Origin of the sequence: Roseomonas chloroacetimidivorans, from assembly GCF_049629625.1 — a bacterium.
Classification (GTDB): domain Bacteria; phylum Pseudomonadota; class Alphaproteobacteria; order Acetobacterales; family Acetobacteraceae; genus Roseomonas; species Roseomonas chloroacetimidivorans.
In genome coordinates, this window is sequence record NZ_JBNBZS010000072.1 from 1 (window position 1) to 25,181 (window position 25,181).

25 protein-coding genes are annotated in these 25,181 nt (G+C 66.6%); 12 read left to right on the top strand and 13 right to left on the bottom strand.

Annotated elements, in window-relative coordinates:
- Positions 1–393: 393 nt before the first annotated feature.
- The 7 genes from ACO1BU_RS29005 to ACO1BU_RS29035 all read right to left on the bottom strand — a co-directional run bounded on the left by ACO1BU_RS29005 (position 394) and on the right by ACO1BU_RS29035 (position 5,653).
- Positions 394–522 carry a hypothetical protein gene (locus ACO1BU_RS29005; RefSeq protein WP_424139447.1) on the bottom strand — a complete coding sequence of 43 codons (129 nt, stop codon included), beginning with the start codon at positions 520–522 and terminating at the stop codon, positions 394–396.
- A gap of 163 nt (positions 523–685) precedes the next feature.
- Positions 686–979: a hypothetical protein gene (locus tag ACO1BU_RS29010; protein WP_424139448.1), complete on the bottom strand. Its 294-nt coding sequence runs from the start codon at positions 977–979 to the stop codon at positions 686–688.
- 259 nt (positions 980–1,238) lie between these two features.
- Positions 1,239–2,240: a Bug family tripartite tricarboxylate transporter substrate binding protein gene (locus ACO1BU_RS29015; RefSeq protein WP_424139449.1), complete on the bottom strand. Its 1,002-nt coding sequence runs from the start codon at positions 2,238–2,240 to the stop codon at positions 1,239–1,241.
- Between the two features lie 43 nt (positions 2,241–2,283).
- Positions 2,284–3,084 (bottom strand): SDR family NAD(P)-dependent oxidoreductase, encoded by an 801-nt coding sequence (locus ACO1BU_RS29020; protein ID WP_424139450.1) that lies wholly within the window; start codon positions 3,082–3,084, stop codon positions 2,284–2,286.
- A 213-nt stretch (positions 3,085–3,297) separates the two neighbouring features.
- Complete coding sequence (locus ACO1BU_RS29025) at positions 3,298–4,119, bottom strand: SDR family NAD(P)-dependent oxidoreductase (protein ID WP_424139451.1); 822 nt, start codon at positions 4,117–4,119, stop codon at positions 3,298–3,300.
- The gene (locus ACO1BU_RS29030) at positions 4,116–4,652 is read right to left on the bottom strand and encodes a carboxymuconolactone decarboxylase family protein (protein ID WP_424139452.1); all 537 of its coding nucleotides are present in this window, start codon (positions 4,650–4,652) and stop codon (positions 4,116–4,118) included. Before ACO1BU_RS29030 ends, ACO1BU_RS29025 begins: the two co-directional genes overlap by 4 nt.
- A 23-nt stretch (positions 4,653–4,675) precedes the next feature.
- A complete protein-coding gene (locus tag ACO1BU_RS29035; RefSeq protein WP_424139453.1) occupies positions 4,676–5,653 on the bottom strand; it encodes a Bug family tripartite tricarboxylate transporter substrate binding protein in 978 nt (325 codons plus the stop codon).
- Between the two features lie 129 nt (positions 5,654–5,782).
- On the opposite strand from ACO1BU_RS29035, the gene ACO1BU_RS29040 reads away from it, so the two are divergent.
- From ACO1BU_RS29040 to ACO1BU_RS29085, 10 genes are all read left to right on the top strand, one after another.
- Positions 5,783–6,601, top strand: a complete 819-nt coding sequence (locus ACO1BU_RS29040; RefSeq protein ID WP_424139454.1) for an IclR family transcriptional regulator — start codon at positions 5,783–5,785, stop codon at positions 6,599–6,601.
- A 543-nt stretch (positions 6,602–7,144) separates the two neighbouring features.
- On the top strand, positions 7,145–8,782 hold the full coding sequence (locus ACO1BU_RS29045; protein ID WP_424139455.1) for a hypothetical protein: 1,638 nt from the start codon (positions 7,145–7,147) through the stop codon (positions 8,780–8,782).
- 684 nt (positions 8,783–9,466) lie between these two features.
- Positions 9,467–10,336 (top strand): HpcH/HpaI aldolase/citrate lyase family protein, encoded by an 870-nt coding sequence (locus ACO1BU_RS29050; RefSeq protein WP_424139456.1) that lies wholly within the window; start codon positions 9,467–9,469, stop codon positions 10,334–10,336.
- 57 nt (positions 10,337–10,393) lie between these two features.
- The gene (locus ACO1BU_RS29055; RefSeq protein ID WP_424139457.1) at positions 10,394–11,371 is read left to right on the top strand and encodes a Bug family tripartite tricarboxylate transporter substrate binding protein; all 978 of its coding nucleotides are present in this window, start codon (positions 10,394–10,396) and stop codon (positions 11,369–11,371) included.
- Between the two features lie 189 nt (positions 11,372–11,560).
- The gene (locus ACO1BU_RS29060) at positions 11,561–12,568 is read left to right on the top strand and encodes a TRAP transporter substrate-binding protein (protein WP_424139458.1); all 1,008 of its coding nucleotides are present in this window, start codon (positions 11,561–11,563) and stop codon (positions 12,566–12,568) included.
- 7 nt (positions 12,569–12,575) lie between these two features.
- Positions 12,576–13,160 carry a TRAP transporter small permease gene (locus ACO1BU_RS29065; RefSeq protein WP_424139459.1) on the top strand — a complete coding sequence of 195 codons (585 nt, stop codon included), beginning with the start codon at positions 12,576–12,578 and terminating at the stop codon, positions 13,158–13,160.
- Positions 13,151–14,434 (top strand): TRAP transporter large permease, encoded by a 1,284-nt coding sequence (locus ACO1BU_RS29070; protein WP_424139460.1) that lies wholly within the window; start codon positions 13,151–13,153, stop codon positions 14,432–14,434. The genes ACO1BU_RS29065 and ACO1BU_RS29070 overlap by 10 nt, the downstream gene beginning before the upstream one ends.
- 20 nt (positions 14,435–14,454) lie before the next feature.
- Entirely contained in the window at positions 14,455–15,579 is a 1,125-nt protein-coding gene (locus tag ACO1BU_RS29075; protein ID WP_424139461.1) for a zinc-binding dehydrogenase, read from the top strand.
- Between the two features lie 10 nt (positions 15,580–15,589).
- Entirely contained in the window at positions 15,590–16,792 is a 1,203-nt protein-coding gene (locus ACO1BU_RS29080; protein ID WP_424139462.1) for a CaiB/BaiF CoA transferase family protein, read from the top strand.
- 103 nt (positions 16,793–16,895) lie between these two features.
- Positions 16,896–17,876: a LysR substrate-binding domain-containing protein gene (locus ACO1BU_RS29085; RefSeq protein ID WP_424139463.1), complete on the top strand. Its 981-nt coding sequence runs from the start codon at positions 16,896–16,898 to the stop codon at positions 17,874–17,876.
- A 122-nt stretch (positions 17,877–17,998) separates the two neighbouring features.
- Here ACO1BU_RS29085 and ACO1BU_RS29090 read toward each other — a convergent pair whose 3' ends face one another.
- Together ACO1BU_RS29090 and ACO1BU_RS29095 are read right to left on the bottom strand one after the other, a co-directional pair.
- Positions 17,999–18,127 carry a hypothetical protein gene (locus ACO1BU_RS29090; protein ID WP_424139464.1) on the bottom strand — a complete coding sequence of 43 codons (129 nt, stop codon included), beginning with the start codon at positions 18,125–18,127 and terminating at the stop codon, positions 17,999–18,001.
- 428 nt (positions 18,128–18,555) lie between these two features.
- Positions 18,556–18,834, bottom strand: coding sequence for a hypothetical protein (locus tag ACO1BU_RS29095; protein WP_424139465.1), 279 nt, complete (start codon positions 18,832–18,834; stop codon positions 18,556–18,558).
- Positions 18,835–19,415: 581 nt separating this feature from the next.
- Here ACO1BU_RS29095 and ACO1BU_RS29100 point away from each other — a divergent pair.
- Positions 19,416–19,646, top strand: coding sequence for a hypothetical protein (locus tag ACO1BU_RS29100; RefSeq protein WP_424139466.1), 231 nt, complete (start codon positions 19,416–19,418; stop codon positions 19,644–19,646).
- 219 nt (positions 19,647–19,865) lie between these two features.
- Positions 19,866–20,147 carry a DUF2171 domain-containing protein gene (locus ACO1BU_RS29105; RefSeq protein ID WP_424139467.1) on the top strand — a complete coding sequence of 94 codons (282 nt, stop codon included), beginning with the start codon at positions 19,866–19,868 and terminating at the stop codon, positions 20,145–20,147.
- A 252-nt stretch (positions 20,148–20,399) separates the two neighbouring features.
- Here the strand turns inward: ACO1BU_RS29105 and ACO1BU_RS29110 are convergent, their stop codons facing one another.
- The 4 genes from ACO1BU_RS29110 to ACO1BU_RS29125 are packed head-to-tail and all read right to left on the bottom strand — an operon-like array spanning position 20,400 to position 25,034.
- Complete coding sequence (locus tag ACO1BU_RS29110; RefSeq protein WP_424139468.1) at positions 20,400–20,885, bottom strand: (2Fe-2S)-binding protein; 486 nt, start codon at positions 20,883–20,885, stop codon at positions 20,400–20,402.
- Positions 20,882–21,712 carry an FAD binding domain-containing protein gene (locus ACO1BU_RS29115; protein WP_424139469.1) on the bottom strand — a complete coding sequence of 277 codons (831 nt, stop codon included), beginning with the start codon at positions 21,710–21,712 and terminating at the stop codon, positions 20,882–20,884. The genes ACO1BU_RS29110 and ACO1BU_RS29115 overlap by 4 nt, the downstream gene beginning before the upstream one ends.
- Positions 21,709–24,045 (bottom strand): xanthine dehydrogenase family protein molybdopterin-binding subunit, encoded by a 2,337-nt coding sequence (locus ACO1BU_RS29120; protein ID WP_424139470.1) that lies wholly within the window; start codon positions 24,043–24,045, stop codon positions 21,709–21,711. Before ACO1BU_RS29120 ends, ACO1BU_RS29115 begins: the two co-directional genes overlap by 4 nt.
- The gene (locus ACO1BU_RS29125; RefSeq protein ID WP_424139471.1) at positions 24,042–25,034 is read right to left on the bottom strand and encodes a substrate-binding domain-containing protein; all 993 of its coding nucleotides are present in this window, start codon (positions 25,032–25,034) and stop codon (positions 24,042–24,044) included. Before ACO1BU_RS29125 ends, ACO1BU_RS29120 begins: the two co-directional genes overlap by 4 nt.
- Positions 25,035–25,181: the final 147 nt, after the last annotated feature.

Below are 25,181 nucleotides of genomic sequence, written 5' to 3' on the forward strand. Positions count from 1 at the left end.
CGCCGACGCCGCTCGACCCCGCTGATGATCTCCATCCCACCCACCTGCCCTTACCGACACTCTTACGAACGTCAGTAAGATCAGCGGGCACCCAGGCCAGGGAAGGCGGCCGTCGGCGGATGGGTACGTAACGCCGGGCGGGCCTGCTCGCTGTGCCGCAGTCACTGACTGGTCATCCCCCAAAGACGGCCCCTGACTAAGCGCGCCCGACGCGAATGGGCCAAACTTTTCCCGCTAATTGACGATCTCGACGGCCTCAGCCGCTTCCATGGCGGCAAAGGCGCGGGACGCTTCTCCTCCTGAAGCCAGGATCGACAGCGCCTCGTGCACCAGGTCCGTCAGCATCGCCTGCGCCTCGGCTTCCCGGGCTGCGCCTCCTAGCTGTCGCTAGGCCTACCCGAGGGCCGCCCAAAACATGTCGCTGGCGAAGGTGAGCATAACGATCGATGTGACCAAAATCAGCAGCGCCACAGCGGCTAGCACCCGCATGTCGAAGCGTTGTTCCCGGCTCATCTTACCCATGGCCAGTCTCCCAGAGGGCGCCTTGTTCTTCTCGTTTTCACCTACGGTCCCTATGCCGCAGCAGAGAGGCACCCGGTAACTGACGTTAAACGGGAACAAGGTCTATCTGTTGCTACCCCGGTGCGGGGTTCAGGTGCCCCCCTGATCCAGGCTGCGGTTGTGCCTAGGCCTGGGGGCTAATTTCGAACATTCCGCAGGCCTCCGTGACAGCCGCCCGCGCAAAGCCAGTTGGATCCTCGCCGAGTGGCTTCCTCAGCGCCTTCGCAACAGCCAGGCGAGCCGCGACGTTAGCCGCCATCCGCAGGCCGGCGTCATAGGCCTCTACCGGGCTCATTTCCTCGGCGCTGCTCTTCTCCGTCCGCTGCGCCAGAGCCGCCACGCCCGCACGGATGACCAGTCCATGGAGCCGGTGGGATGGGTGACGCGGACGGCCACGCGACGCTCCTGCCTTGCCCATTGGCCAGGCGCTCCCGGTCCCGGCGCTCTTCCTCGGCCTTGTCATGGGCGGCCAGGGCCTCGCGCTTGGCCTGCAGGCTGGCACTGACCAGCGCGCCGCGGTCGGTGAGCGGGATCGGCCGCCCGTTGCCGTAGGTGATGGTGGGCGCCAGGTGCAGGTCGCGTGGCTGCTTCAGCTTCACCTGCCCCGTGACGGGGTGAAGAGCGTTCCGGCAACGACGGCCGAGCATCAGCGTCCAAACCCAGCCGCCCCGCCTTCACTACTCCACCCGAATGTTGGCCTTGCGCGCGGTCTCCCGCCACCCGGCGATCTCGGATCGGAGCCGGCCCCCAACCTCGTCCGGTCCCGCAAACCGCACGAGCGACCCAGCCTCAAAGGCCCGCCTGCGCACCCCCTCATCGGCTAGAACGCCCTGGAGCGCTGCGGCGAGCCGCTGCTGTACGAAGGCGGGCACGCCCTTCGGCGCGAACACCGCGAACCAGACGTTTAGTGGCAGATCCCGCATACCGGCCTCCACCAGCGAGGGCACGTCCGGCAGACCGGGATGGCGCTCGTTGGAACTGACGCAGAGCGCGCGCACCTTGCCGTCCCGCACCAGCGGCACCAGCGGCGGCGGGGAATTCATGTAGAACTGCACGCGCCCGGCGATCAGGTCGGCGATCGTTTCCCCGGTTCCCCGATAGGGGATGTGCAGCATGTCGATCCCGGTCTCCGCCTTCAGCAACTCCGTCCCGAGATGGTGCATCGAGCCCGCCCCGGCCGAGGCGTAGCTGATCTTCCCGGGATTATCCTTGGCGTAGGCGATGAACTCTGAAAGCGTCCGCACCGGCAGCGAGGGATGAACCACGAAGAGCTGCGGCGTGTCCGACACCTGACCGATCGGCACGAAGTCGTTCACCGTGCTGACGCTGCCCGTGCCGTCGATTGCGGCCCGCCCCGCCATGGTGCCCGAATACCCCATGAGGAGGGTGTGCCCATCGGCCTGCGACCGGGAGACGTACATCAGGGCGATAACGTCGTTGCCGCCCGGCCGGTTCTCGACCACCACAGGCTGCCCCAAGGCGGCGCTGAGTGGCTCTGCAATTAGCCGGGCAGCGAAATCCGTGCCGCCCCCAGCGGGTGTCGGCACCACCAGGGTCAACGGCCGGCTGGGAAACCGCTCCTGCGCCTGGGCCCGCGCCGTGCAGACCAGACCTAACCCGCTAGCGGCCAGGAGCGCCGCTCGGCGCCCCAGGAGCCGGCTCGTCACGATGTTTTTCACGCTTCCTTCCTCCCTGCCCTGCCGGTCCTGCCGGCGATCGCCGCTACGGCATCGCGGCCGAGATCCCGCCATCCACCACCAGGTCCGTGCCGGTGATATGCTTGGCCTCGTCAGAGACCATGAAGAGTACGGCGTGCGCGATGTCCCAGGCGTCGCCCATTTTCCCCATGGGCACCTGGGCGTTGCGCTTCGCGATGAGCGCCTCCGCGTCGTTGGCACCAAGCTGGCGCACGAGGCGGTGCTCCACGAGCGGCGTGTGCATGAGGCCTGGCACCACCGTGTTGCAGCGGATGCCGTGACGCGCCTGATCCATCGCGACGGAGCGCGTTAGCGCAAGGATGCCATACTTCGTCGCGCTGTAGGCGATATGCGGCCGTTCCGCACTCATCCGCAGGGCAGCGATGGAGGAGAGGTTCACGATCGCACCCCGTCCCCGCTTGCGCAGTTCCGGCAGGGCGTGCTTGCAGCCCAGGAAGGCGGAGCGCAGGTTGAAGTCAAGCTGCCGGTCCCAGTCCTCCTCGGACATGCTCTCCGCGCTACCGGGATGCGAGCCGCCGACATTGTTCACGAGGATGTCCAGCCCACCATAGGTCCGGACGCAAGCTGCCACGGCCTCTGCCACCTCGGCCGAGATGGTCACATCGGCGACGTGGGGTGTGGCGTCCCCCCCCTCCCCACGGATGATCCCAACCGTCTCCTCGGCGGCCTCGGCGCGGTTGTCGATCGCGAAGACCTTCGCGCCCTGCCGCGCAAGCAGCACTGCTGTCGCCTTGCCGTTGCCCCAGCCGGGGCCGGCCGAACCGGCGCCTGTCACGATGGCCACCCGGCCGTCCAATCTGAGCATCGCCCCTGTCCCCTGGCCTGATGTCAAAACGCAACCTTGTTGCCATCGTTGAGCGAGATGTTCCCGCGAGCCTCGTCCAGCGTCGCCACCGCTAGGCCAAGGCCTCTGATGATGCGCCCAACAGAGCGCACCTGCTCGGCGACCGGCGATCTGCCTCGGCCGCGATAAGGGAGGGCTGCTCCGTTGCCGAGGCGGTTCCCACGGATTGGTGCATCATCCCCGCACCGCCGCGCAGAGCCCGCCATCCACCAGGATTTCGGTACCCGTGATGTATTTCGCCTCGTCCGAGGCCAGGAAGAGCGCGGCATTCGCCACGTCGAAGGCCTCGCCCATGTGCCCCATCGGCACCTGCTCGTGCCGCCGGCGGTAGAAGGCGTCCCGATCCAGCCCGGTCTCGCCACTCGCGAATTGCTGCGCGACCTTCTCCACCAGAGGCGTGTTCATCAGCCCTGGCAGGACGCAGTTCAGACGCACCCCGCGGCGCGCGTAGTCCACCGCCACCACCCGGCTGAATTGCACCAGCCCGGCCTTAGCAGCGGCGTAGCCCGCTTGCGGCTTGCCGGTGTAACGGATAGCCGCGGTGGAGGCGATCGAGACGATCGCGCCCTTGCCCTGCGCTTCCATCACCGGCAGCACTGCCTTGCAACATAGGAAGGCGCTCTTGAGGTTGACGTCTATCTGCGCGTCCCAGGTCTCCTCCGACATGGTGGCGGGATCGCCGGGCAGCGACAGGCCGACATTGTTCACCAGCACGTCAATACGCCCGAGGCGCTCGCGACAATCCGCCACCAGTCGCTCCACTGTGGCGCGGTCCGTGACATCGCCCACGCCGACGAGAAAGCGCCCGCCCTCCCCTTCCACAATCCGCCGCGTCTCTTCCGCGGCCGCTTCGGTCAGGTCGACGCCATAGATGGTCGCGCCGCGGCGCGCGAAGGTGACGGCGATCGCCTTCCCGTTGCCCCAGCCGGGGGCCTGCGAGCCGCAGCCGGTCACCAAGGCAATCTTGCCTTCCAGCGAGAACGGCCCGCCACTCATCGGGCAACCTCCATGCTGTCCGTCGAGGAAATTCCAATCGCCTCCAGGAAGCGCGACACCATGTTGTAGGCCGCGATGGTGGCGGTCAGCTCCACCATCAGCCGCTCGTCGAAGTGGCGGCGGACCGCCGCGAAGACAGCGTCGCCCACATGGATGTTTTTCGTCATCATGTCGCAGTAGGCCAGCACCGCCCGCTCGCGCTCCCCGAAGGCGTCCGAGGATGCCCAGTTCGGCAAGGCGGCGATCTGCACCTCGGACAGCCCCTCCCGGAGCGCGATAGGCGCATGCTGCTCCGCCTCGTAGGGCGCGTGGTTCAGATGCGCCACCTGCATGATGACCAATTCCCGCACGTCACCTGGCAGAGCGCATTCGTGCCGGATGGCCGTCAAGAAGCGCAGCCAGCCTTCCGCGACCGGCGCGCTATGCAGCAGCATGGCGTAGAGATGCAGGACGCTTCCACGCTCTTTCACGATACGGGCGGTGATGTCGGCGACTTCGGGGCGGTTCGGATCGGCGTATGGCAGGCGCGCCACGGGATTCTCCTGGACGGTTTGGATTATTCCAGCTCAATGCCGGTCGCGTGGATGATCGAGCCCCAGAGCTCGGTCTCGGACTGCAGGAACAACCTGGCTTGAGCGGGATCGGGCTGAACAACGGCCTCGTACGCGAACTTCGCAAGCTCTGCCTTCATTCCCGGATCGGCCATGACAGCGGCCGAAGAACGGGCCAGCGCCGTGAGGACGGTGGCAGGCGTCTCCGGCGGAGCTGCCAGCCAGTTGGTGTTGCGGGTGACGACATCGATGCCATCCTCTCGCGCTGTGCGAACCTCAGACGCTACGGGCGCGCGCTCCTCGCCGAGCACGCAGATGGCTGGCAACTGACCGGATTGGTGCAGTTGCAGCAGCGGCGCGAAGGTGTCGATGACAAAGGTCAGGTTGCCAGCCATCGTGTCCTGGATGGCACCCGCTGCACCGCGATACGGCACATGCGTGACCTCCAGCCCTCCGGTGCGAAGCTTCAGCAGCTCGGCCGTGAGATGCGGCACACCGCCGATGCCGGAACTGCCGAAAGAGTGGCGGCCCGGCTCGCGCTTCAGCAGGGCGACGAGCTGGGGCAGCGTCGTGATCCCGAGCTTCGGGTTCACCGAAAGCACCATGGGGGTGAAGCCAAGAACCGAGACCGGCTCGAAGCCTTTCATGGGATCGTATGGACGGATGCGCCGGGCCATAGGGCCGGCAATTCCTGAGGTTGGGCTGTGGAAGATGAGCGTAGTGCCATCCGGCGTTGCGCGGTGCACCTCGGTCCCGCCCATCAGCCCGCCGGCACCGCCGCGGTTGTCGACAATGACCGCCCGTCCTGTCTCCCGGCCGAGCCGGCTTGCGAAGAGGCGGGCAAAAACATCGGTTGTCCCTCCGGGCGGAAAGGGCACGACGATCCGGATCGAATTCGCCGGCTGGGCAGCGGCCGGGCGCACTCCGCCAATGGCGGCCCCGCCGGCGAGCAGCATCTGCCCGAGCAAAACTCTCCTCCGCATGACGCCTCCTCCTTGCCCGCATCGCGTGAGAGTTCCCCCTCAGGCGACGCTTGGACTTTTCCGTTTAACGGAACTATTGTTCCTTTTACGGAACACCGTCCGAAGGAGCACGTCAAGTGATCTGTTACGATGCTCGAGGTTGAAGCAACGCTGCCCGTCCCCGCAGTCGCCCCGGGGGACCGCGGCGTCGAACAGACTTTCGGACGGGCCAGGGCGGTCCTGGATGCGCTGACCGAGGCACGCGGCCGCGGCCTTCGTTTCACCGACCTCGTGCGCGCGACCGGCTTCAGCAAAGCCACGGTCCACCGGCTCCTCGCCGGCCTCGTCCAGCACGATTTTGTTCAGGCCGGCGCGGACGGACGCTTTTTCCTCGGCTTCCGTTTAGCGACCTGGGGGGCTGCCGCCAGGGACCGGCACAGCATGGTGGAGCGGGCAACTCCTGCCCTTCGGGCTTTAGCCGAGCGCACCGGCGACACCGCTTATCTGAGCATCCGCGTCGGCGCACTGGCGCTCTGTGTGGCGCGTCAGGAGGGGCCATTCCCCATCCGCGCGTTGCCCCTGACGCCGGGTGACTGGAACGCCCTTGGCGTCGGATCCGGCAGCCTCGCCCTCCTGGCATTTCTGCCGTCAGATGACGAAATCGACCGTATCCTGGCCGACCCCGAGAACATTCGGGCACGAGACCGTCGCAACATTAGCGAGCAGATGATCCGCGATCTCGTCCGATCAGCCCGCGAGAGCGGCTATGTACTGGCGGATGGCCTGACGCCCGGGATGACAGGCCTTGCCCTTCCCGTCCTGTCGAGAGCCGGACGCATCATAGCGGCGGTGAGCGTTGCCACGACCTCCGACCGACTGCGTCAGCCCCGTCGCGGGGAGGTGCTCCTTCTGCTGAGGGCCGCGGCGCAGGAGATTGGGCACGTTCTCGGGGAGGTTCCTGATTACTGAGTGGGTGTGAGTGCCGAAGTTCCTGCAGCAGCCGGTCGCGGGTTAAGGCGCGGCGCGTTCCGGGTGACCTGGACCGAGTGCGGCTGCTTCCGAGAATGCAGCTTCGGCTTGGAATCCAGCCAGGTTCAGCATCCTTCTCGGCAGCGCAGTTGGTGGTACCTGGGTACTGCGTCCCGAACACGCGATCCGACTGCAGCATGGCCGATCTGGGGCGCTGGGTGCCGAGGCAGCCAGGCGATGTTAGAGCCCGCTTAGCCGCGGGCAAGCAGGGCGCCCCTGTCCAATGGCAGGGCCTCGCCCCGCCCCACATCCTACCCTGCAACAGCCTCAAGACCGATCCATGCACCAAGGTCGGAGGCCACGCGATCCATCCCAGATTCTCGCCTCACCGATTCCGGAAACTACAGCCATGTCCTGGCCAGCGAAACCGGCCACTTGACGCGAGCCCCGACGGCCCCTCGCGGTCGCTCCCCTGGTGCTGGATCTGGCAAGCCCTTATGCCGCCACCGGAGCTTAGGACGTCCCAGGCGACCAGGAATGTGCATGAGGTTGGCTTCTACTTTATCTTTATCTGCAATGCCCATCACCGCACGGCTAAGCCGGCTGGCGCTGGTCACGCTTTTAGCATTCTCACCAAGCACCTCCCAGGCAGCCACGCTGGCCGGCCACGAACCGGCGGGCGGCCCCGCCGTCGCTGCCGAGGAGCGCTGCAGCGCGGCTCTTCAGCCTTTCAGCAATGACACTCGGCCTCTAACGCTCTCGATCACCAACCTGGCGCCCTTCGCACGCGACATCCTGTCTCGCTACGGAATCCGCACTACTGTTCAGGGCTCGGGCCGGCAGCTCCGCGTCCAGCTCCACCTGGGCCCCGTTCAGGACCTGCGCCTCCCGGAAGGAAGTGCGGCAACACTGTACCTACCCGGCCGCAGTGCCTCGGATGTCATGCGGGATCCGCGGTCCCGCATGCCGTCGCTCTGGCAGCTCGACGAAGCGACGGTCATCGCGGCCGACATGGCCTATGACCTGCGCCTGCCGGCAGCGGAGGATGAAGCCGGAAGTGCCAGCCTCGAATCAGATCCTGGACAGCTGCCCGGCTATCGCCCGGTCAAGCTCTATGCCGACGCGTTCAGCGGCTTCGCGGCCATAGCTTTCGAAGCCCGCCCGGAGAGCGGGCGCCCACGCCATCGCATTTACGCAATCGCCGGTACGCATGTTTTCGAGCACCGAGACTTTCGGACCTGGGCATCAGGCCTGACCTTCGGCCGCGCGCAGTTCACATCTGCCGCTGCGTTGCAACTGATCCGTGATGCCGCAGCCTACGCTCAAGACATGGAGCATGGCGGCGAGGTCGTACTGACCGGCCAGAGCCAGGGCGGGTTGGTGGCGCAAGGCGTCGGCTACATGCTGCAGACCTACTTAGATTCCTCCTCTCGGGGGCATCACCTCGCCCATATCGTCTCCTGGGGTGCTGTAGGGGCGCAGGAGGTGATCCTGCGTATGATCGAGCAGGCGAGGAGGGATGGTGGCCGAGGGATCGGGAGAGATTTGGAACGACACTGGGCAGCATCCCAGCCCGGCTATGCCGAGGCGGCCGGCGTCTGGTCAGTTCTGGCACAACACTGGCGAGCCATGCCTCGCGGCAGCGAGGTGACCAGCATCCAGTCTACGGCGAGGCGGATGCGCGCGTTGGGCTACTTCTTCGAGATAGATCTGTTTGCCCGGGCTGGCACCTTCCTAGGCATGACCATGGCTTTCCCTACGGAACTGATCCTGCCCGGCGGCTGCGACATGACGGTCCTTGAGACCCTCTTCGGGGTGCAGGGCGGCACCTTTGGTGTGCGGCTGGAATCCCACTTCCTGAAGGGCTACCGCCGTGCGGTTTCGAGAGGAGCCATCGCCCTCGCCCGCCCAGCCTTGCCAGGCAAGTGGCCGTGGGCCACCGAGATCCTGTCTCTCACGGATGCGCCGGGGATGGTCTGGCTGGAAACGCTGTACCTAGACGGCCCGGCCTCAAGCCCCGCCAACTGGAAGCGTTGCCTTGCGGCCCAACATTGGCTCACCAGAGACAATTCCTCCTGTCGTGAGAGCTTCTGGGCAGGCTGCTCGCCGGCACCCGATGGAGCAGGGTGGTGCCTCATTGCCAAATCTGATCCTTCCTCGTTCTCGGTCGGTCCTCGTTGAATTCTGCGGGCACCGTCGACGGCACCGATGCTCCCATATTCGTCGATGATTAATGATCGCCAGCGCTGCGGGCCTGGACTGCAAAAGCGTTGCCCCGATTTCGTGGAGTGGCCGGGATTGGGGCGGTTACGGTGCCGTGGAGATTTGTGCCTCGAAGGGGTTGGGTGACGGGGGAGCCGGAGGGCTGCCGGAGCGGTGTGCGCATGGCCGACGTCGAGAGCGGCGGCACTCGGGAATGGCGCTGTTCCGAGAACGCTGTAGGCGAGGACGTGGTTAGCCGCACCTAGTGGAAGGTGGATTGGGAGGCCTGGGCTGGGCGCGACCTGGCCGGGCAGGACGTGGAGCGGCTGATCTTGGTCGGTCCATTTCCACACCATGCGCGACAGCACCTTCCACGCCGGCATATTTGGCGCGAAAGCTGAAAGAACCGATTGGCGAGGCGGGGCAGATCCTGGCCAAGCACGAATCGGCGCCCCGCACTGCCCCTCCCTCTGCCGGAAGTGGGGTTAAGATCAGCGAGCCGACACTGCATGCTCGCGGGTCTCTCGCGGTATAGCCGGGAGTTGATAACCTGACCGCTTTGACCAATGGCAGGATTGCGACACTCTGAGGGTCCGAAAACCGAGCCTTACATCCCGAGGCGGCGATTGCCGCGCCCGGCAGAACCACATGGAACCACGCCGCATGACCACGCCTACTGCGCCGCGCTGGCGCTCACTTCTCTTCGTGCCCGCGCATATCGAACGCTACATCGCCCGCGCGCATGAGCGCGGCGCGGACGGCGTGATCCTGGACCTGGAGGATGCGGTTCCTGCGGAGAGGAAGCCGGAGGGGCGCGCGATGCTTCGCGACTCCATCGCCAGTATCACCCGCAATGGCACGGCGGCGATGATACGCGTAAACCACAACCTCAGGTATATCGGGCAGGATTTGGAAGCTGCGGTGCAGCCGGGCCTGACGGCCCTGGTGCTGCCAAAAGTGGAAGATGCGGGTTTCGTCCGAGACGTGGCCGAAACCGTGGCGGAGCTGGAGCGGGAGCGAGGCCTGCCCGCCGGCGGAATCAGGCTGATTCTGCAGGTAGAGACGCCGGGGGCCCTGTTCGTGCTGCCAGCCATCGCCGGGGCGCATCCGCGCGTCGCGGCGATGACACTGGGCCCGGAGGACTACTCCGCGGCGATGGGAGGGGTGCCGGAGCCGGATACGCTGCTCACGCCGAATTATGCCGTGCTCTGTGCGGCGCGCGCGGCGGGGATCCTGCCGCTGGGCTTCGTCGGAAGCATTGGCGCCTATTCCGACATCCCCGCCTTCGCGGAGATGGCGCGCCGTGCGCGGCGCCTGGGTTTCCGCGGCGCGCTGATCGTGCATCCTTCTCAAGTCGGGCCGCTGAACGAGGCCTTCACCCCCACGGCGGAGGAGCTCGACTGGGCGCGCCGCGTGGTAACGGCCGATGCCGCAGCCCGGGCAGAGGGACGCGGCGCCTTCCCGATCGACGGAAAGATGGTGGACGCGCCGGTCGTTCGCCGTGCGGAGGAGATCCTGGCCTTGGCAGGATAGCCACCTTGGCGGGGAGAGCCGCGCAGACGACTGCCCGTGAATACAATGGAGGAAATGATGAACCTGGAAATCCGGCGCCGCGGCCTGCTCTCGGGCATGGCCGCGCTGGCCTTCCCGCTTCCCGCCGCGCGGGCCCAGGGCGCCTGGCCGCAGCGGCCTATCCGCATCGTCCTACCCTATGCACCGGGCGGCAGCACGGATGCCTCGGCGCGGCTGATCGCGACGCCCATGACGCAGTCGCTCGGCCAGCCCGTGGTGGTGGAGAACCGGCCCGGCGCGACCGGGACGATCGGCGCCGCCGAAATCGCACGCGCCCCGAAGGATGGCTACAATCTGCTGGTGGATGCGGCGGCCCACGGGTCGAACCACGCACTCTATCGGAACCTGTCCTTCGACTACACGCGGGATTTTGCGCCGATCACGCAGCTGACCGTCTCGCCGCAGATCCTGGCCGTGCATCCCTCGCTGCCCGTGAACAGCGTCGCGGAGCTGGTCGCGCTGGCAAAGAGGCAGCCTGGAACGCTCACTTACGGTACGCCGGGCAATGGTTCAGCGGGACATCTCGCCTGCGCCTCCCTGGCCTGGCACGCCGGGATGGATGTCACGCAGGTAGCTTACCGCGGTGGCGGGCCGGCGGTGCAGGACTTGTTGGCCAACCAGATCAGCTTCACCTTCGCCTCCGTTTCGGCCGTGCTCGCCCTGGTCCAAGACGGAAAGCTGCGCCCCCTGGCGGTCTCGAGCATCTCCCGCATCGCGCCGCTGCCCGGTATCCCGGCCGTTGCAGAGACCTATCCGGGCTTCGACATCAATGAATGGGCTGGGCTCTATGCCCCCGCCGGCACGCCAGATGCCGTGCTCGACCAGATCGGCGAGGCCGCCCGGGCCGCCCTCGCCCTTCCAGAGGTCCGCCAGCGGCTGGATCAGCTCGGGGCGCAGACCGTGGGCAGCAGCCGGGCGGATTTCACGGCCTGGCTGGCCCAGCACAGGGCCCGGATGAGTGAGCTGGTGCAGGTAGCAGGCATCAAGCCGGACTAAGGCGGGGGATAGCGCCGGCATGACGCCTCGCCTCGAATGTGGAACGGGGCCGGTCTCCGTTCCGCTTTCCGGAAGGCAACTTCACGAATTCCGACCTTCACCGATGCCCTGCTGACGTCGAAGCTCTACCGGGAACCCGGCCAAAGGGCCGCAATTCGTCAAGAAGCAAAGTCGAGTATGGAGGACGTCATGAGAAGGTTAATCCTTGTTGTCCTGGCAGTTCTTGCCTGCGCCATCCCGTTGGAAACGGCCTCGGCGGCCAGGGCGCGCCTGGGCCATGTCTTCGCGCAGGGCAACGCCGCGGACGAAGCAAGCCAGATCTTCGCCCGACTGGTGAAGGAGCGCACCAATGGCGAGATCGACATCACGGTTTTCCCGAACAGCCAGCTCGGTGGCGATGAGGCACTGGGCCGGGACCTCAGCCGCGGCGGCCTCGACTTCGCCTTCCTGAATATCGGATCGCTGTCGGGCCTCGATCCGCTGCTTGATATCCACTACCTGCCTTACATCGCGACCAACACGCAGCAGGTCGACAGGATCTTCTATAATCCTGAGGGGATCCTTCAGCGGACGCTGACCGGCACCCTGGCCAAGCACAACATGATTGCCCTGGCCTATTTCGAGCTGGACTTTCGCGCGGTCACGAATTCGCGCCAGCCGATCAACACGGCGGCCGACCTGCGAGGCCTTAAGATCCGCGTGCCTGGCTCCGCCGCGATCCGCAGCTTCTTCGAGGCTGCCGGGGCCCAGGCCGTGACGATGCCGATGCCCAACCTCTTCGTCGCTCTTCAACAGGGCACGGTTGATGGTCAGGACAACGGTGCCAGCATTACCTACAACTCGCGCCTGTTCGAGGCCCAGCGCTACATGACGCTGACCAACCATGTCTATGCCATGGGCGCCGTCACTGTAAGCGCCCGGTTCTGGAACAGCCTCAAGGACGACAAGCGCGCGATCCTGCGGCAGGCCGCTCTGGACGCGGCGCGGCAGGGCAATGCGTTGAACCGCGCGGCGAATGAGGAGTTCCTTCAGAAGCTCCGGGCGGGCGGTGTCAACATCACCGTGCCAAGCCCGGAGGCGATGGCCGAGTTCGCACGCATCGGACAAATCGGCTGGCAGAAGCTGGAATCCGTCTATGGCGCGGAGCGCCTGGCCGAGCTGCGGCGCGAGATGGCCGCAGCAGCCAAGGCAGAGTGATTAGGCAATGGCACCGGACGGAGTGGCGCCTGTGGTCGGCACCCGCCTGACGCCCGGTGCCGAGGTGGCGCCGGACCATCCTTCGCTGCTCGACCACGTGATGCGCGGCGAACGCGTCCTTGCCCGGATCGAAGGGGTGGTCGTGGTCACGGCCCTGACGGTCGCCATCGGGGCGGTTGGCTTGTCGGTCCTCATCCGCACCTTCAACCTGCCCGTCAGCGACACCGGGGAATGGGCGATGGTCGCGATGTCGCCGCTCACCTTCGTGGGCGGCGCCCTGTGCAGCCATCTCCGCCGCCATCTGACCGCCGATATTGTCGAAATGCTGCAGCCGGGGCCCCTGCGGCGCGGGTTGGAGGCCATCGCCGCACTCCTGACACTGGCCTTCGGGCTCACCTTCATCGCGCTGGCGTGGGACCTCTTTGACTATGCGCGGTCCTCCGGCGAGAGACTGATCGACTTCGGCACGCCAATCGCCATCCCTGCGGGCTTCGTACTCATGGGTGCCGTGCTCATGACCTTCCACTCGGCCATGGACATATGGCGTGCGCTGGCCGGGCGGCCTCTCGGGGGGCTCGATCCATGGCACTGACCTTCGGGCTGATGGCCCTCTTCCTGGTCCTGGGTGCACCGCTTGCCGTCACCTTCGGGCTCGTCGTCTTCCTGCAGATGGAGACCTTCGGTGTCTCCGTATCTGGCCTCAGCAACATTCCTTATGAGGAGATCTCCAGCTATCCGCTGGTGGCGATCCCGCTCTTCATGCTGACCGGGGAGCTGATGAACTGCAGCGGCATGGCCGCCGAGCTCATTAGACTGGCGGATCTGATGCTGCGACGCATCCGTGCCGCCTTCGGCTACATTACCGTCGCCGCCTCCGCCATGATGGGTGCGATCACCGGATCCTCGGTCGCCACCGTTGCGGCCGTGGGCGGCATCGTCAGCCCCGAGATGGCCAAGCGCGGCTATCCCCCCGGCTACACGGCCTCACTGACCTCCTCGGCCGGGCTGCTCGGCGTGCTGGTGCCGCCCTCCATCCCGCTCATCCTCTACGGCGCGACCGTCGGGGTCTCCATCTCGCAGCTCTTTACGGCAACCATGCTGCCGGCCCTTCTCATGGCCGTGCTTTTCCTGCTCGTACACGCCGTGCTGTCGCGCCGGTTGCTGACGAATGGCGTGGAGGCGAAGCTCCAGGGCAATGAGGGACCGCTGGAGCGCCAGCGGCCCTCGCGCATCCTGCTGAACTCGCTCTCCGCGGTTCTTCTACCCGTCGTCATCCTCGGCGGCATCTATGGCGGCATCATGACGCCGACCGAAGCGGCGGCCGTTGGCTGCATCTACGCCATCACCGTCTCACTGGTCCGGCGGCTGCTCGACCGGGCGGCCTTCGCACGCTCCTTCCGCTCCGCGGCCATCACGGGTTCCAGCATCCTGGTCATCATCGCCATGACGGGCGTGTTCAACCGCGCGATGGTGCTGAACCAAGTGCCCCAGGACATCGCGGTGTGGCTGGCGACCTATATCGAGAGCCCCATCGCCTTCCTGCTGACGGTGAATGTCGTGCTGCTGCTGGTGGGCACCTTCATGGAGACGAACGCCTCCATCCTGCTGATGGGCCCGTTGCTTGCGCCGGCGGCCGAGCGCTTCGGCATCGACCCGGTCCATTTCGGAATCATCATCGCGACCAATCTCGAGATCGGACTGCTGACCCCACCCATGGCGGCCAATCTCTACGTCGCCGCCCGCGCCGCCAAGGTGCGGCTTGGGGACATGCTGCCCTATCTCGGCTGGTTCTTCGCCGCGGCGCTGATCGGGCAGGCCATCATCACCTTCGTGCCCTTCGCCACCCTCTGGTTCCGCCATCTCTAACCCGCCTGGACACCATGACCATGACCGGCGACACCGCCACCCTTCCCGAGTTCTCCCGCGCGGCCGTGGTCCGGCAAATGGGGAGGCCGGTGAGGATCGAATGCGTGCCGATCCCCCGGGGGCCAGAGCCCGGCGCGCTGATCGTGCGCACCACCGCCTGCTCGATCTGCGGCACGGATGTGCACCTCTCACGCGGCAATCTCTCGCTGGCCGTCGATCTGCCCGTAATCCTAGGGCATGAAATGGTCGGGCGCATCGTCGCCATCGGGGAAGGCGCGGAGCGCGACAGCGTCGGCCAGCCCCTCGCCATCGGCGACCGCATCCTCTGGACCCACACGGCCTGCGGGAACTGCTACTGGTGCACGGTGGCTCGGCAGCCGACGCTCTGCGAGAATCGCCGCGCCTATATGTATGAGAACATCGAGAAGCCGCCCTACCTCCTGGGAGGTTTCTCGGAATACGGCTATGTGCTGCCGCAATCGGGCCGCGTCCGTGTGCCGGACAATCTGGACGACGCGGTGGCCAGCCTGTGCAGCTGCGCCTTCCGCTCGGTGATGAACGCCTTCGACAACCTGGGGGGCATCGATCCGTCTGAGCATGTCGCCATCCAGGGCGCCGGCCCGCTCGGCATCCTTGCGGCCGCCGTCGCCCGCGTCGCCGGGGCGCGCAGCGTCAGCGTCATCGGCGCGCCGGATGACCGGCTGGCCCTGGCGCGGGAGTTCGGTGCTACCCACACCTTCACGATCCAGGGCACGACGCATGCGCAGCGCGCGGTCGAGATTCGGGCGCTGACGGAGGGGCGCGGCCCGGATGTGGTCATGGAGTTTACCGGCCATCCCGATGCCTTCGGCGAGGGGATCGATCTGGTCAGGAAGGGCGGGCGCTACGTCACCGTCGGGCAGCTGGGCGGCGGCACGACCACCTTCAGTCCGTCCACCATCGTCAAGAAGAACATCCGCATTACCGGCTCCTTCTCGGGTGACGTGAAGTCCTATTGGAAGGCGCTGCAATTCGCCTCGGCGCATATCGACCGCATCCCCTTCGGACGGATGATTACGGGCCGCTACCGGCTGGATGAGGTCAACACGGCGTTGGAACGCATGCATCGGCTTGAGGAGATCAAGCCACTGATCGTGATGGATTGAGGCAAAGGGCATGGCAGGAATAGTGCAGTTCGCGCCGGATGGCCGGGGGCCGCTCGACAAGGTGCGGATTGTCGATATGTCGCGCCTGGTGGCCGGCAATATGACCACGCACGTCCTCGCCGACTATGGCGCGGACGTGATCAAAATCGAGCGCCCCGGCAAGGGGGATGATCTTCGCAGCTGGCGTGTCGAGGGCATCGAGGTTTTCTGGAAGGTCTATTCCCGGAACAAGCGCAGCGTGGCACTGGACATCCACGATGCCGAGGGGCGCGAGCTGCTGCTGCGCCTGATCGACAGCAGCCAGGTCCTCGTCGAGAACTTCCTGCCCGGTACGCTGGAGCGCTGGGGACTGGGGCCGGACGTCCTGCACGCGCGCAACCCGGGTCTCGTCATCCTCCGCATCTCGGGATGGGGCCAGACCGGTCCCTGGCGGCTGCGGCCGGGTTTCGGGACCTTGGTGGAGGCCATGTCTGGCTGGGCCTTCATGAACGGCCATTCGGACAAGCCGCCAACCCTACCGCCGTTGGCCATGGCCGACATGGTGGCCGGTCTCTATGGCGCCTCCGCCATCCTGGCAGCGCTCCGCGCGGTGGAACGGGGTGAGGCGCCTGGGCAGGTGATCGACCTCTCCCTGTTCGAGCCGATCCACGCCATGGTGGGGGCTGAGGCGGCGCATGTGCGCCTGACCGGCCGGCCGACCATGCGGTCCGGCAATCAGTCCTCACACACGGCGCCGCGCAACGTCTATGCCTGCGCCGACGGCGCCTATGTCGCGCTCTCCGGCTCCATGCAATCCATGGCGGAGCGCATCTTCGACACGATCGGCCGGCCGGAGCTGAAGACCGACCCGCGCTTCATCGACAATGCGGCGCGCGTCGCGAACCGCGACGAGTTGGACGCTATCATCGGCGCCTTCGTCGCCAGGCGCGGCCAGGCGGAGAACCTGGCGCTCTTCGATGCGGCAGGGGTGACGGTGGGACCGGTCCATTCCGTCGCCGAGTTGCTCGACCATCCCTATGTGCAGGGGCGCGAGGCCATTATCGAGGTGGCGGACCAGGATATGGGAGCGATCCCCATGCACAACGTCATCCCGCGCTTCTCAGCGACGCCCGCCGCCCTGCGCCGCCCGGCCCCGGCCGTTGGGGAGCACACGGACGAGCTGCGCCGTGAACTGGGGGCGGACAGCCCCGGCCTGACAGCCGGGACGGGTTGAGGAGGGTGGAGGGAGTCGGGCAGCGTCCATCGGGCCTGGTGGGCGAGGCTTGAGCGGATGAAGGGATGGAGGGACAAAGACGTCCCTTCACCTCGGCAGGACCATGGACCTTAGGGACCTTCGCGCATTCGTCGCCATCGCCGAAGCTGGCTCCCTGATGGCGGCGGCGAAGAACCTCAACAGCAGCCCACCCGCGCTCAGCGCGAGGCTGAAAAATCTTGAGGCTGAGCTCGGGACCACGCTTTTCCTGCGCTGGGCTCGCGGATTGGCACTGACCGACCAGGGTCGGGAGTTCCTGGTGCACTCCTACGCCATCCTGAAGCAAGCCGAGGATGCGAAGGCCAGCATTCTCGGGCGGGACAAGCCGCCCTCCGGCGTAGTGCGGCTGGGAGTCCCCGGATCGCTCATCGGCATTCTGAGTGTGCCGCTGATCGAGACCTGCCTTCGCGAGCTGCCCCAGGTTCGGCTACGCATCGTGGAGAGCATGTCGGGTTACCTCACACGCTGGTTGCGCGAGGGGACGCTGGACGCATCCCTGCTGTTCGGAAACGATGCGCCGGCGGATAGTGGAGCCTCCGTGCAGCCGATCCTCGAGGAGGATCTCTACCTCGGAACCTACGAACCGTCGCTGTTGTCGCATCTTCTAAGCGGGGACAGTGAGATACCGATGCAGGCGTTGCGCCATCTGCGACTGGTTATGCCAGGCCCGGAGCATGGGCTTCGAAGCTTGGTCGAGACCACCGCGCGCCGCCATGGCGTGCCGCTCGACATCGCAATCGAGATTGATGCCTCGCCGCAGATCTTTGAGCTGGTGCGCCGAGGTCATGGCTCGACGGTCTGCTCGCTCGCTGCCCGGCATTTCGTGGCGCCGCCAAACAGTGCCGATCTGCCGGAACTCCATACCTTCCGCATTGTCGAGCCTAGCCTTCGGCGTACGGTGTCCTTGGCAATGCCGCTGAACCGTCCCTCATCGCGGGCGACCATGGCCGTAGCGCGCTTGGCAGTGAATATCCTGTTGGAACTTGCAGAAACGCAGGAGTGGAGGGCGAGGCGTCTCACCAATAGCCCAGTTCAACCTTCGTGACGAAACGCAGCTCGAAACCGGCCGATCACATGTGGCCCATGAACTGCTCACTTAGCCCTGCAGCGCCTTCCTGCAGGGCTCGTCCTGTGATGTCCTGATCTGGGCCTTTTCAGGCTGGGGGCCTAGTCCGGAGTAGTGGGGCTGGCGCCGCGGGTCGTGCGCGGCGCTGCCCTCCAGGCCATCATCGCCACTTCCGAGAGCCACACGATCAGGCTGCCGCGGGCAAGCAGGGCGCCCCTGTCCAATGGCATGACCTCACCCTGCCTCGGGTCCTACCCTGTAACGGCCTCACGACTGATCTACGCACCAATGTCCAGGAGAGGTTCTAACCACCCGTATCGGACCTTGTAGCCTTGTCCACCTAGGTTCCTGGCGAGCCGATATGCAGGAGGTCGAACTGCAGCGGATCAAGCACATCGGCAGGTCCTCACGACCGTGCCGAACGATTTGCAGCGAGGGCAATTTGTGGCACCCGAATGTAGCACATAGGGTGTGAGCCTCCCTCAATTTCTCAGAAGCCATAGAGAAATCGGCAGATTAGGGTGCCTCTCCGGTGCCCCCCCGCCGGGACATCGCCGCCTTCGCCGCTGCTTGAGAGGCCGCTTTTGCGCCGGAACTTGCGGGGAGCGCGAGCCCAATCTCCCCATGTCGTCGTTCATCAGAAGTTACTCTGGATGAGCTAGGGGCACCGGACAGACGGGTCTTCGGGACACATGGATGGAACCGAAGGCGCCCCCCTTCCTTCTTCGCTCAGCCAAGCCAGCTCGTCATCCCGATCATCACGAAACAGCCGGAGATGATCCTTCATGACGAGGAGGACACTCGTCGCAGCGATCAAAGCTTCGGTATTCCCGGCCTGCTTCAGATCGGCAATCCGGCCTTCCTGCTCAGCGATCCGAACCTCAAGCTGACGGATGCCACGATCCAAGATCACCAACGATGTTTCAGCAGCCTCCATGGCCGAATGTTAAATGAACCTACAAGGCGTACCATCATCAGCTCTGATTATTACACCCGCTATCGTTCTAATATAGGAAACGTTAGACGCCGTCCCGAGTAACCAGCGGGCGAGCCAGTGGCCCGGTCGGCGCCCTGCCGCCATGCGTGCTTGCAGGCACGGCGCTGGGCGCGCATCTCGCAGACAGATCCCTATTTCCAGACGGGTGGCCCACCGTGCTGGGCCGAGCCACCGGCTCGGCCTTCAAGGCACCCGCGATGGTCGGCGCTCCAGCCCTGGGCGCAAGCACGGGAGCGGTACCAGCCCGTTCGCCCTAGCAACCGGATCATGGCGGACGGGGGCCGTCCTAACCGTCGCCGCGCCGCCCACGGCGGGCCGCATCCGCTGCCGCCTCCCTGCGTTTGGGCGAAGTAGCCACGCTTGGACGGGCCGCCGCTCGCATCAAAGGACGCTCCGCATGCAGGTCCAGGCCACCATCCCTGGAGAGGCCGACGGAACGCTCCCGCGTTGCCGCGTTGCTGCCGGAGCCTTCGCATTGGAGGTCGCGGCCTGACCCTCTTCTAAGACGCGATGGAGGGCCCATGAACATCATCCTGAAGGTGAACGGTACCGAGCAACGCCTAGCGGTTGATGTCCGGACCACCCTGCTCGACCTGTTGCGGGAGTACCTGATCCCTGTGAACGCCGATGTGCGCAGCATTGAGGTGATTATGGTTCCCGAGCAGGACCATCAGGTGAACCCGCTGGGGATCAAGGGGGTCGGGGAGATCGGCATCGTCGGCATGAATGCCGCCGTCGCGAACGCTGTCTAGCACGCCACCGGCCGGCGTATCCGGGACCTGCCGATCCGGATTGAGGACCTGCTCTGAGAGTTAGAGCCACGCAGTACGGGAAGCGGGCAGAGCAACGGACGGCCACCAATACGTCCTGGCGTTCCTTCGGATTTGGCAGAAGCTGCGGAATGCCTGCATCCGATCGTGCGCTGGCTCGTTTCACCAGCGCCTGCCAGCTTGCAGCCATGGAGGATGCACATGAGTGGTAACGCCCCCAAGATCCGCGAGCACATGGAGGTCGTTGGCAGCGACGGCCAGCATGTCGGCACCGTCGACGAGGTGGAGGGCGATCGTATCAAACTGACCAAGGCGGACGACCCTGACGGAAGTGGGCAGCATCACCACTATCTGCCCGTGAGCAGTATCGACACGGTGGATGACAAGGTGCACCTCAACATGCCCGCCGACCGGGCACGGGGGCTCGCCACGATCACCGGTGGCACGCCGCCTGCCCCCGGGATGGGCGGCATGACAAGCTAGCTCCGCCTCGGGCAACCGGGGAACGCGCCACAGAACCTAGCTCGCGTGCAGAAGCAGCCCACCGATAGCGGTCCCACAGGGAGGCCCCTTATGGATTGCTGCTTCTCCAGGCTCGGGCAGTTTCGTTGCGCCGCGGGTTGGTATCGGAGGACCGCCCAAATCCGCCTTGCCGTCATTTCCCCCGGAGCTAACATCGATTCATTCATGTGGCCGGGATCGACCTCAGGCGGGCTGGTCATGCCAACAGGCCGCTCACCCGCCCGGTAATACGCGGCCCGACAGCGACAGCACCGCCTCCACCATACCTTGATACCCGGTGCACCGGCAGTGATGACCAGCCAGCGCCATCCGGATTTCCGCCTCGCTGGGTGCCGGCGAGGCCTCAAGCAACTCCACCAGGGTCATCAGCACGCCCGGTGTGCAGAACCCGCATTGCAGCCCGTGATGGTCGGACAGCGCCTGTTGCAGCGGGTGCAGCCGGCCGGCCTGCTCCAGCCCCTCCACGGTCGTGATGCTCCGGCCGTCGGCCTGCACGGCCAGCATCAGGCAGGCACGTGCTGAGATTCCGTCGACCAACACCGTGCAGGCGCCGCAGGCTCCGTGCTCACAGCCGAGATGCGTGCCGGTGAGGCGCAACTCGTCGCGTAACAGGTCGGCCAAGCTTAGCCGTGCAGGCACCTCCGCCTGATTGGGCGAGCCATTGACAGTCACCGCGATCCGAAACCGTTCCTCGCTCATGCAGCCGCCCTTTCCAGCGCCCGACGCAGCGCGACCCGGACCATGGCTTCCCGATCGGGATCCGCCGCTCCGGGCAACGGGATGGAACATATCAATCGCCAGGCATTGGCATCAGGCAGCCGCCCAAGAAGCAACGCCTCCGCCGCCAGCAGCCGCATGGGCACGGGGAACGGTCCGCACACCGCCAGGGCCGCCGCCGTCACCTCCCCGGCTGCATCCAGCACGAGCGACACGGCGGCCGCGGCCTCCGCCGGATCATTCGGCCGGTCCGCGATTTCCACAAAGGCCTGCCGCGTTCCCGCCTCTGGGATTGGGAAGCGCAGATGGGTCAGCAACTCGCCCGAGCGCAGCGCCGTGCGGCCCGCCCCCTGCATGAAGTCCCTGATGGCCAGCCGCCGCGTGCCTGATGAGGCAGCCAGGTCCAACTCGGCATCCAGCAGCATCGCCGCCAGCGGAAGCTCCGCCCAGGGATCGAGCTGACAGAGGCTTCCGCCCAGCGTTCCTCGGTTGCGTGTCGCGATATGCCCCACCAGCCCAGCCGCTTCGACAAGGACGGGTAGATGCCGGCGCAGCAGGGGCGACCGCAGCAGCTCGGCCTGACGGACCATGGCGCCGATCCGGATGCTGCCCTCGTCCTCCTCAATCCCGTCGAGCCCTTCCACCCGATTCAGGTCCACCACATGCGGCGCAACGACCAGCCGTGCATTCATCTGCGGCATGAGCGACTGGCCACCCGCAAGCGGCCGCGCCTCGGGATAGCGCTCCAGCAGCGCCAGCACTTCGGGCAACGTCCGCGGCGCGTGATAGTGAAATGCGGCCGGCTTCATGCGGCGGCAATCAGCGCGCGCAGCCGACGCGGTGTGATCGGCAGCTGGGTGATGCGGATCCGGGTGGGGCGCAGCGCGTCCTCGATGGCGGCGGCAATCGCGGCGGCCGCCGGGATCGTGCCCCCCTCACCCACCCCCTTGGCGCCGAGCGGGTTCAGGGGTGTTGGTGTCTCATGATGATGAATTTCGATCCGCGGCAGGATCGGCGCGGAAGGTAGGCGATAGGCGGGGTAGCCGAACGTGGTCGGGATCCCCGCTGTGTCGTACTGCATCTCCTCCAGCAGCGCATGGCCGATCCCATGCACGACACCACCGAGGATTTGCCCCTCTGCCAGTGCCGGGTTCAGCAGCCGCCCGCTATCATGCACCACGACATAGCGCAGCAGGGTCACCTTCCCGGTCTCCGGGTCCACCATCGCCTCGGCCACATGGGTGCCGTTGGCATAGCTCAGCGATGACGGCTGCCAGGCCACGGAAGCGGACAGGCCTGGCGACAGGCCCGGCGGCAACGGGAAACCCGGCATACCCTGCAGTGCCTGCGCCACCTGCCCCAGCGAAAGCCGGTCCGCGGGAACGCCACGGATCCGCACGGCACCGTTCACGAGTTCCAGATCCTCCGGCGCCGCTTCGAGCAGATGCGACGCCGCCAGCAATGCCTTCTCCCGCACCTGCCCGGCGGCCTGCAGCACGGCGGCCCCTGCTACCGGCCCTTGCCGGCTGGCGAAGGCACCCAGGCCCTGGGCGATCGCCGCCGTGTCGCCCGCCCGGACGGTGATCCGCGCCGGGTCCATATTCAGCACCTCGGCACAGACCTGGGCCAGCACTGTCGCGGTTCCCTGTCCCTGCGCCGAGGCTCCCGTCGCAAGAACCACCTGCCCCGAGGGCCCGATGCTGATGGCCGCTGTCTCGAAGGGCCCGCGGCTGGTTCCCTCCACGTAATTGGACAGGCCGATCCCGATATGCCGCCCTGCCTCGCGCGCAGCGCGTTGCCGGGTGCGGAAAGCCTCGTACCCCGCCAGCCGCAGCGCATCCGCCATGCAGGCCGGGTAGTCGCCGCTGTCATAGATCATGGCCGCGCCGTCCCGCGTCTTCAGCGGCGTGCGATAGGGCATGGCCGAAGGCGGAATCAGGTTGCGGCGCCGCACTTCCGCACGCCCGAGCGATAGCTCATCCGCGATGCGGTCCAGCATGCGCTCCATCACAAAGGTGCCTTGCGGCCGGCCCGCGCCGCGCGTCGGCGTCACCGCCACTTTGTTCGTCAGGGTGACGGAAATCTCCAGCCGATAGGCCGGCAGCACATAGGGGCCGAGCAGATTCGTGGCTGAGTTCTGTGGCAGGGCGATGCCATAGGGCGTGTCGGCGCCATGGTCATGCAGCAGCCGCCCGCGCAAGCCGAGCAGACGCCCCTCGCCGTCCGCGGCGACCTCCACCTCCCAGACCTGATCGCGTTCCTGCGTCGTCGCGACGAAATTCTCGCGCCGATCCTCGATCCAGCGCACGGGACGGCCGAGCAGCAGCGCGGCCAGGGGCACGGCCACGTCCTCGGGGTAACAAACAAACTTCGGCCCGAAGGCGCCGCCCACATCGGGCGCCACCACCCGCACCCGATCCTCCGCCCTGCCCAGCGCCGCGCAGATCACGCCCTTGTTCCGGTGCGGCATCTGCGCGGAGGACCACACGGTCAGCATGTCGTCCACCGGGTCGTGCTCCGCCAGCACACCGCGCGTCTCTACCGAATGGCCGCCACCCTTGTGGAGGCGGAAGCCGTCCCGGAAAACATGCGCGGCCGTCTCGAAGGCGCGCGCCACCTCGCCATAGGCTACCGTGAAATTGGCCAGCAGGTTGTCGGCGCAGCCGAGCCGTGCCTGAGGCGCACCAGGTGCCAGCGCCGCCTCAGGATCCAGCACGGGCGGCAGCGTCTCGATGTCCAGCCGGACCAGCGCCGCCGCATCCTCCGCCTGATGCGGGGTGTCGGCGACCACCAGCGCGATCGCCTCGCCCACATGGCACAGCTCTTCCGTCGCCAGCACGCGCGGGTTCACGACATACCGGATCGCGCCCGCTGGCATCGCCACGGCGAGCTCGGGCGAGGTCAGATGAGGGCGGAACTCCTCGGCCGTGAACACGGCCCGCACGCCGGGGGCGCGCCGCGCCGCCTCGGTATCCAATCCGAGCAGCCTTCCATGCGCGGCGGGGCTGCGGACGAAGCGGGCATGCAGCATGCCCGGTCGTACGATATCGGCCACGAACTGCCCGCGCCCGCGCAACAGCGCGCCATCCTCGATGCGGGAAACACGGCGCCCGACCCAGCCTGGCGCCTCTGCCTCCGTCACGTGATGGCGCTGGCCAGGGTGGAAGGCGCGAAAAGCACCTCCGGCTCGACCACCCGGTCGATCAGCCCCTGCTCATAGGAATAGCGGATCAGCGCCAGCAGATCCTGGCGGCTCTCCTTCAGCCCATAGGGCCAGGGATCGGGCCCGAGCACCGCCCGCGTCTCCGCCAGTTCCTGCGCCACCCAGGGCAGGGTGACGGCAAGGGCAGCGCCGCGGTCCAGCGCCAGAAGCGCGCGCTGCTTGGCTTGGACGAAGGCCTTGTAGAGGCTCGAAGCCAGCCAGGGATGCTGCTCCGCCAGGCTCCGCCTGAGAACCAGCAGATGCATGATCGGGTGCAGCCTGGTGCGGCGGAACCAGTCTTTCTCCGCCGCGCGCGGATCGGGGAAAAGCCGTGCGACATTTGGCGCGCCGGCCAGGAAGCAAGAGGGTGGACGCGCGGTGATCAGCCCATCCAGTTCCCCGCTCGCCAGCATGCCGGAAAGCGTCCTGTCATCCGGGATGCGCCGGATTTCGGTGCCCGGCGGAGGGGTGAAGGGCGAGCGCTCCTCCCGCCCCGGCTGCTCCTGCCCGCCCGTGCGCCAGGAAATCGCGCTGGCCGGCACGCCATACTCGTCCGAGAGCAGGCCGCGCTGCCAGACCGATGCCGTCATCTGGTATTCCGGCACGCCCACCACGCGCCCGCGCAGATCGGCGGGCGAGGCAATGCCGCGGTCCGTGCGGATGTAGAAGCCGCTGTGCCGGAAGGCGCGGGAGAGGAAAACGGGCAGGCCGACATAGGCCGAGGAGCCCCGCACCACCTGCATCAGATGGGTGCTGAGCGACATCTCCGCCGCATCAAATTCCTGGTTCCGGGCCATGCGGAAGAACAGCTCCTCCGGCTCCAGCTCCAGCCAAGTGGGATCGACCCCCTCGATCGGCACGGAGCCGTCGCGCAGGGCCGCGACGCGGTCATAGCGGCCGGTCGCGATGGAAAGCGGGATCTTGCCCATCAGGCCGCCTTCCCCTCCACCGGCTCGGGCGGTCTTTCGTCTGGCGGAGCGATGGAGGTGGCGAGGTCGCGCAGGAGGGGTTTGTTGGGGAGGGGGTCGAGGCGCATGTCGCGTTCCTCCAGCCGTGCCGTGCAGGCATAGATCACG

What these genes read in the sequence shown, in the direction of transcription:
- ACO1BU_RS29070 (WP_424139460.1), top strand. Translation starts at nt 13,151, where the DNA reads ATGGCACTGACCTTCGGGCTGATGGCCCTCTTCCTGGTCCTGGGTGCA.
- ACO1BU_RS29080 (WP_424139462.1), top strand. Translation starts at nt 15,590, where the DNA reads ATGGCAGGAATAGTGCAGTTCGCGCCGGATGGCCGGGGGCCGCTCGAC.
- ACO1BU_RS29085 (WP_424139463.1), top strand. Translation starts at nt 16,896, where the DNA reads ATGGACCTTAGGGACCTTCGCGCATTCGTCGCCATCGCCGAAGCTGGC.
- ACO1BU_RS29050 (WP_424139456.1), top strand. Translation starts at nt 9,467, where the DNA reads ATGACCACGCCTACTGCGCCGCGCTGGCGCTCACTTCTCTTCGTGCCC.
- ACO1BU_RS29105 (WP_424139467.1), top strand. Translation starts at nt 19,866, where the DNA reads ATGAGTGGTAACGCCCCCAAGATCCGCGAGCACATGGAGGTCGTTGGC.
- ACO1BU_RS29100 (WP_424139466.1), top strand. Translation starts at nt 19,416, where the DNA reads ATGAACATCATCCTGAAGGTGAACGGTACCGAGCAACGCCTAGCGGTT.
- ACO1BU_RS29025 (WP_424139451.1), bottom strand. Translation starts at nt 4,119, where the DNA reads ATGAGTGGCGGGCCGTTCTCGCTGGAAGGCAAGATTGCCTTGGTGACC.
- ACO1BU_RS29125 (WP_424139471.1), bottom strand. Translation starts at nt 25,034, where the DNA reads ATGGGCAAGATCCCGCTTTCCATCGCGACCGGCCGCTATGACCGCGTC.
- ACO1BU_RS29020 (WP_424139450.1), bottom strand. Translation starts at nt 3,084, where the DNA reads ATGCTCAGATTGGACGGCCGGGTGGCCATCGTGACAGGCGCCGGTTCG.
- ACO1BU_RS29035 (WP_424139453.1), bottom strand. Translation starts at nt 5,653, where the DNA reads ATGCGGAGGAGAGTTTTGCTCGGGCAGATGCTGCTCGCCGGCGGGGCC.
- ACO1BU_RS29060 (WP_424139458.1), top strand. Translation starts at nt 11,561, where the DNA reads ATGAGAAGGTTAATCCTTGTTGTCCTGGCAGTTCTTGCCTGCGCCATC.
- ACO1BU_RS29095 (WP_424139465.1), bottom strand. Translation starts at nt 18,834, where the DNA reads ATGGAGGCTGCTGAAACATCGTTGGTGATCTTGGATCGTGGCATCCGT.
- ACO1BU_RS29075 (WP_424139461.1), top strand. Translation starts at nt 14,455, where the DNA reads ATGACCGGCGACACCGCCACCCTTCCCGAGTTCTCCCGCGCGGCCGTG.
- ACO1BU_RS29115 (WP_424139469.1), bottom strand. Translation starts at nt 21,712, where the DNA reads ATGAAGCCGGCCGCATTTCACTATCACGCGCCGCGGACGTTGCCCGAA.
- ACO1BU_RS29110 (WP_424139468.1), bottom strand. Translation starts at nt 20,885, where the DNA reads ATGAGCGAGGAACGGTTTCGGATCGCGGTGACTGTCAATGGCTCGCCC.
- ACO1BU_RS29005 (WP_424139447.1), bottom strand. Translation starts at nt 522, where the DNA reads ATGGGTAAGATGAGCCGGGAACAACGCTTCGACATGCGGGTGCTAGCC.
- ACO1BU_RS29045 (WP_424139455.1), top strand. Translation starts at nt 7,145, where the DNA reads ATGAGGTTGGCTTCTACTTTATCTTTATCTGCAATGCCCATCACCGCA.
- ACO1BU_RS29040 (WP_424139454.1), top strand. Translation starts at nt 5,783, where the DNA reads ATGCTCGAGGTTGAAGCAACGCTGCCCGTCCCCGCAGTCGCCCCGGGG.
- ACO1BU_RS29055 (WP_424139457.1), top strand. Translation starts at nt 10,394, where the DNA reads ATGAACCTGGAAATCCGGCGCCGCGGCCTGCTCTCGGGCATGGCCGCG.
- ACO1BU_RS29090 (WP_424139464.1), bottom strand. Translation starts at nt 18,127, where the DNA reads ATGCCATTGGACAGGGGCGCCCTGCTTGCCCGCGGCAGCCTGATCGTG.
- ACO1BU_RS29065 (WP_424139459.1), top strand. Translation starts at nt 12,576, where the DNA reads ATGGCACCGGACGGAGTGGCGCCTGTGGTCGGCACCCGCCTGACGCCC.
- ACO1BU_RS29010 (WP_424139448.1), bottom strand. Translation starts at nt 979, where the DNA reads ATGGGCAAGGCAGGAGCGTCGCGTGGCCGTCCGCGTCACCCATCCCAC.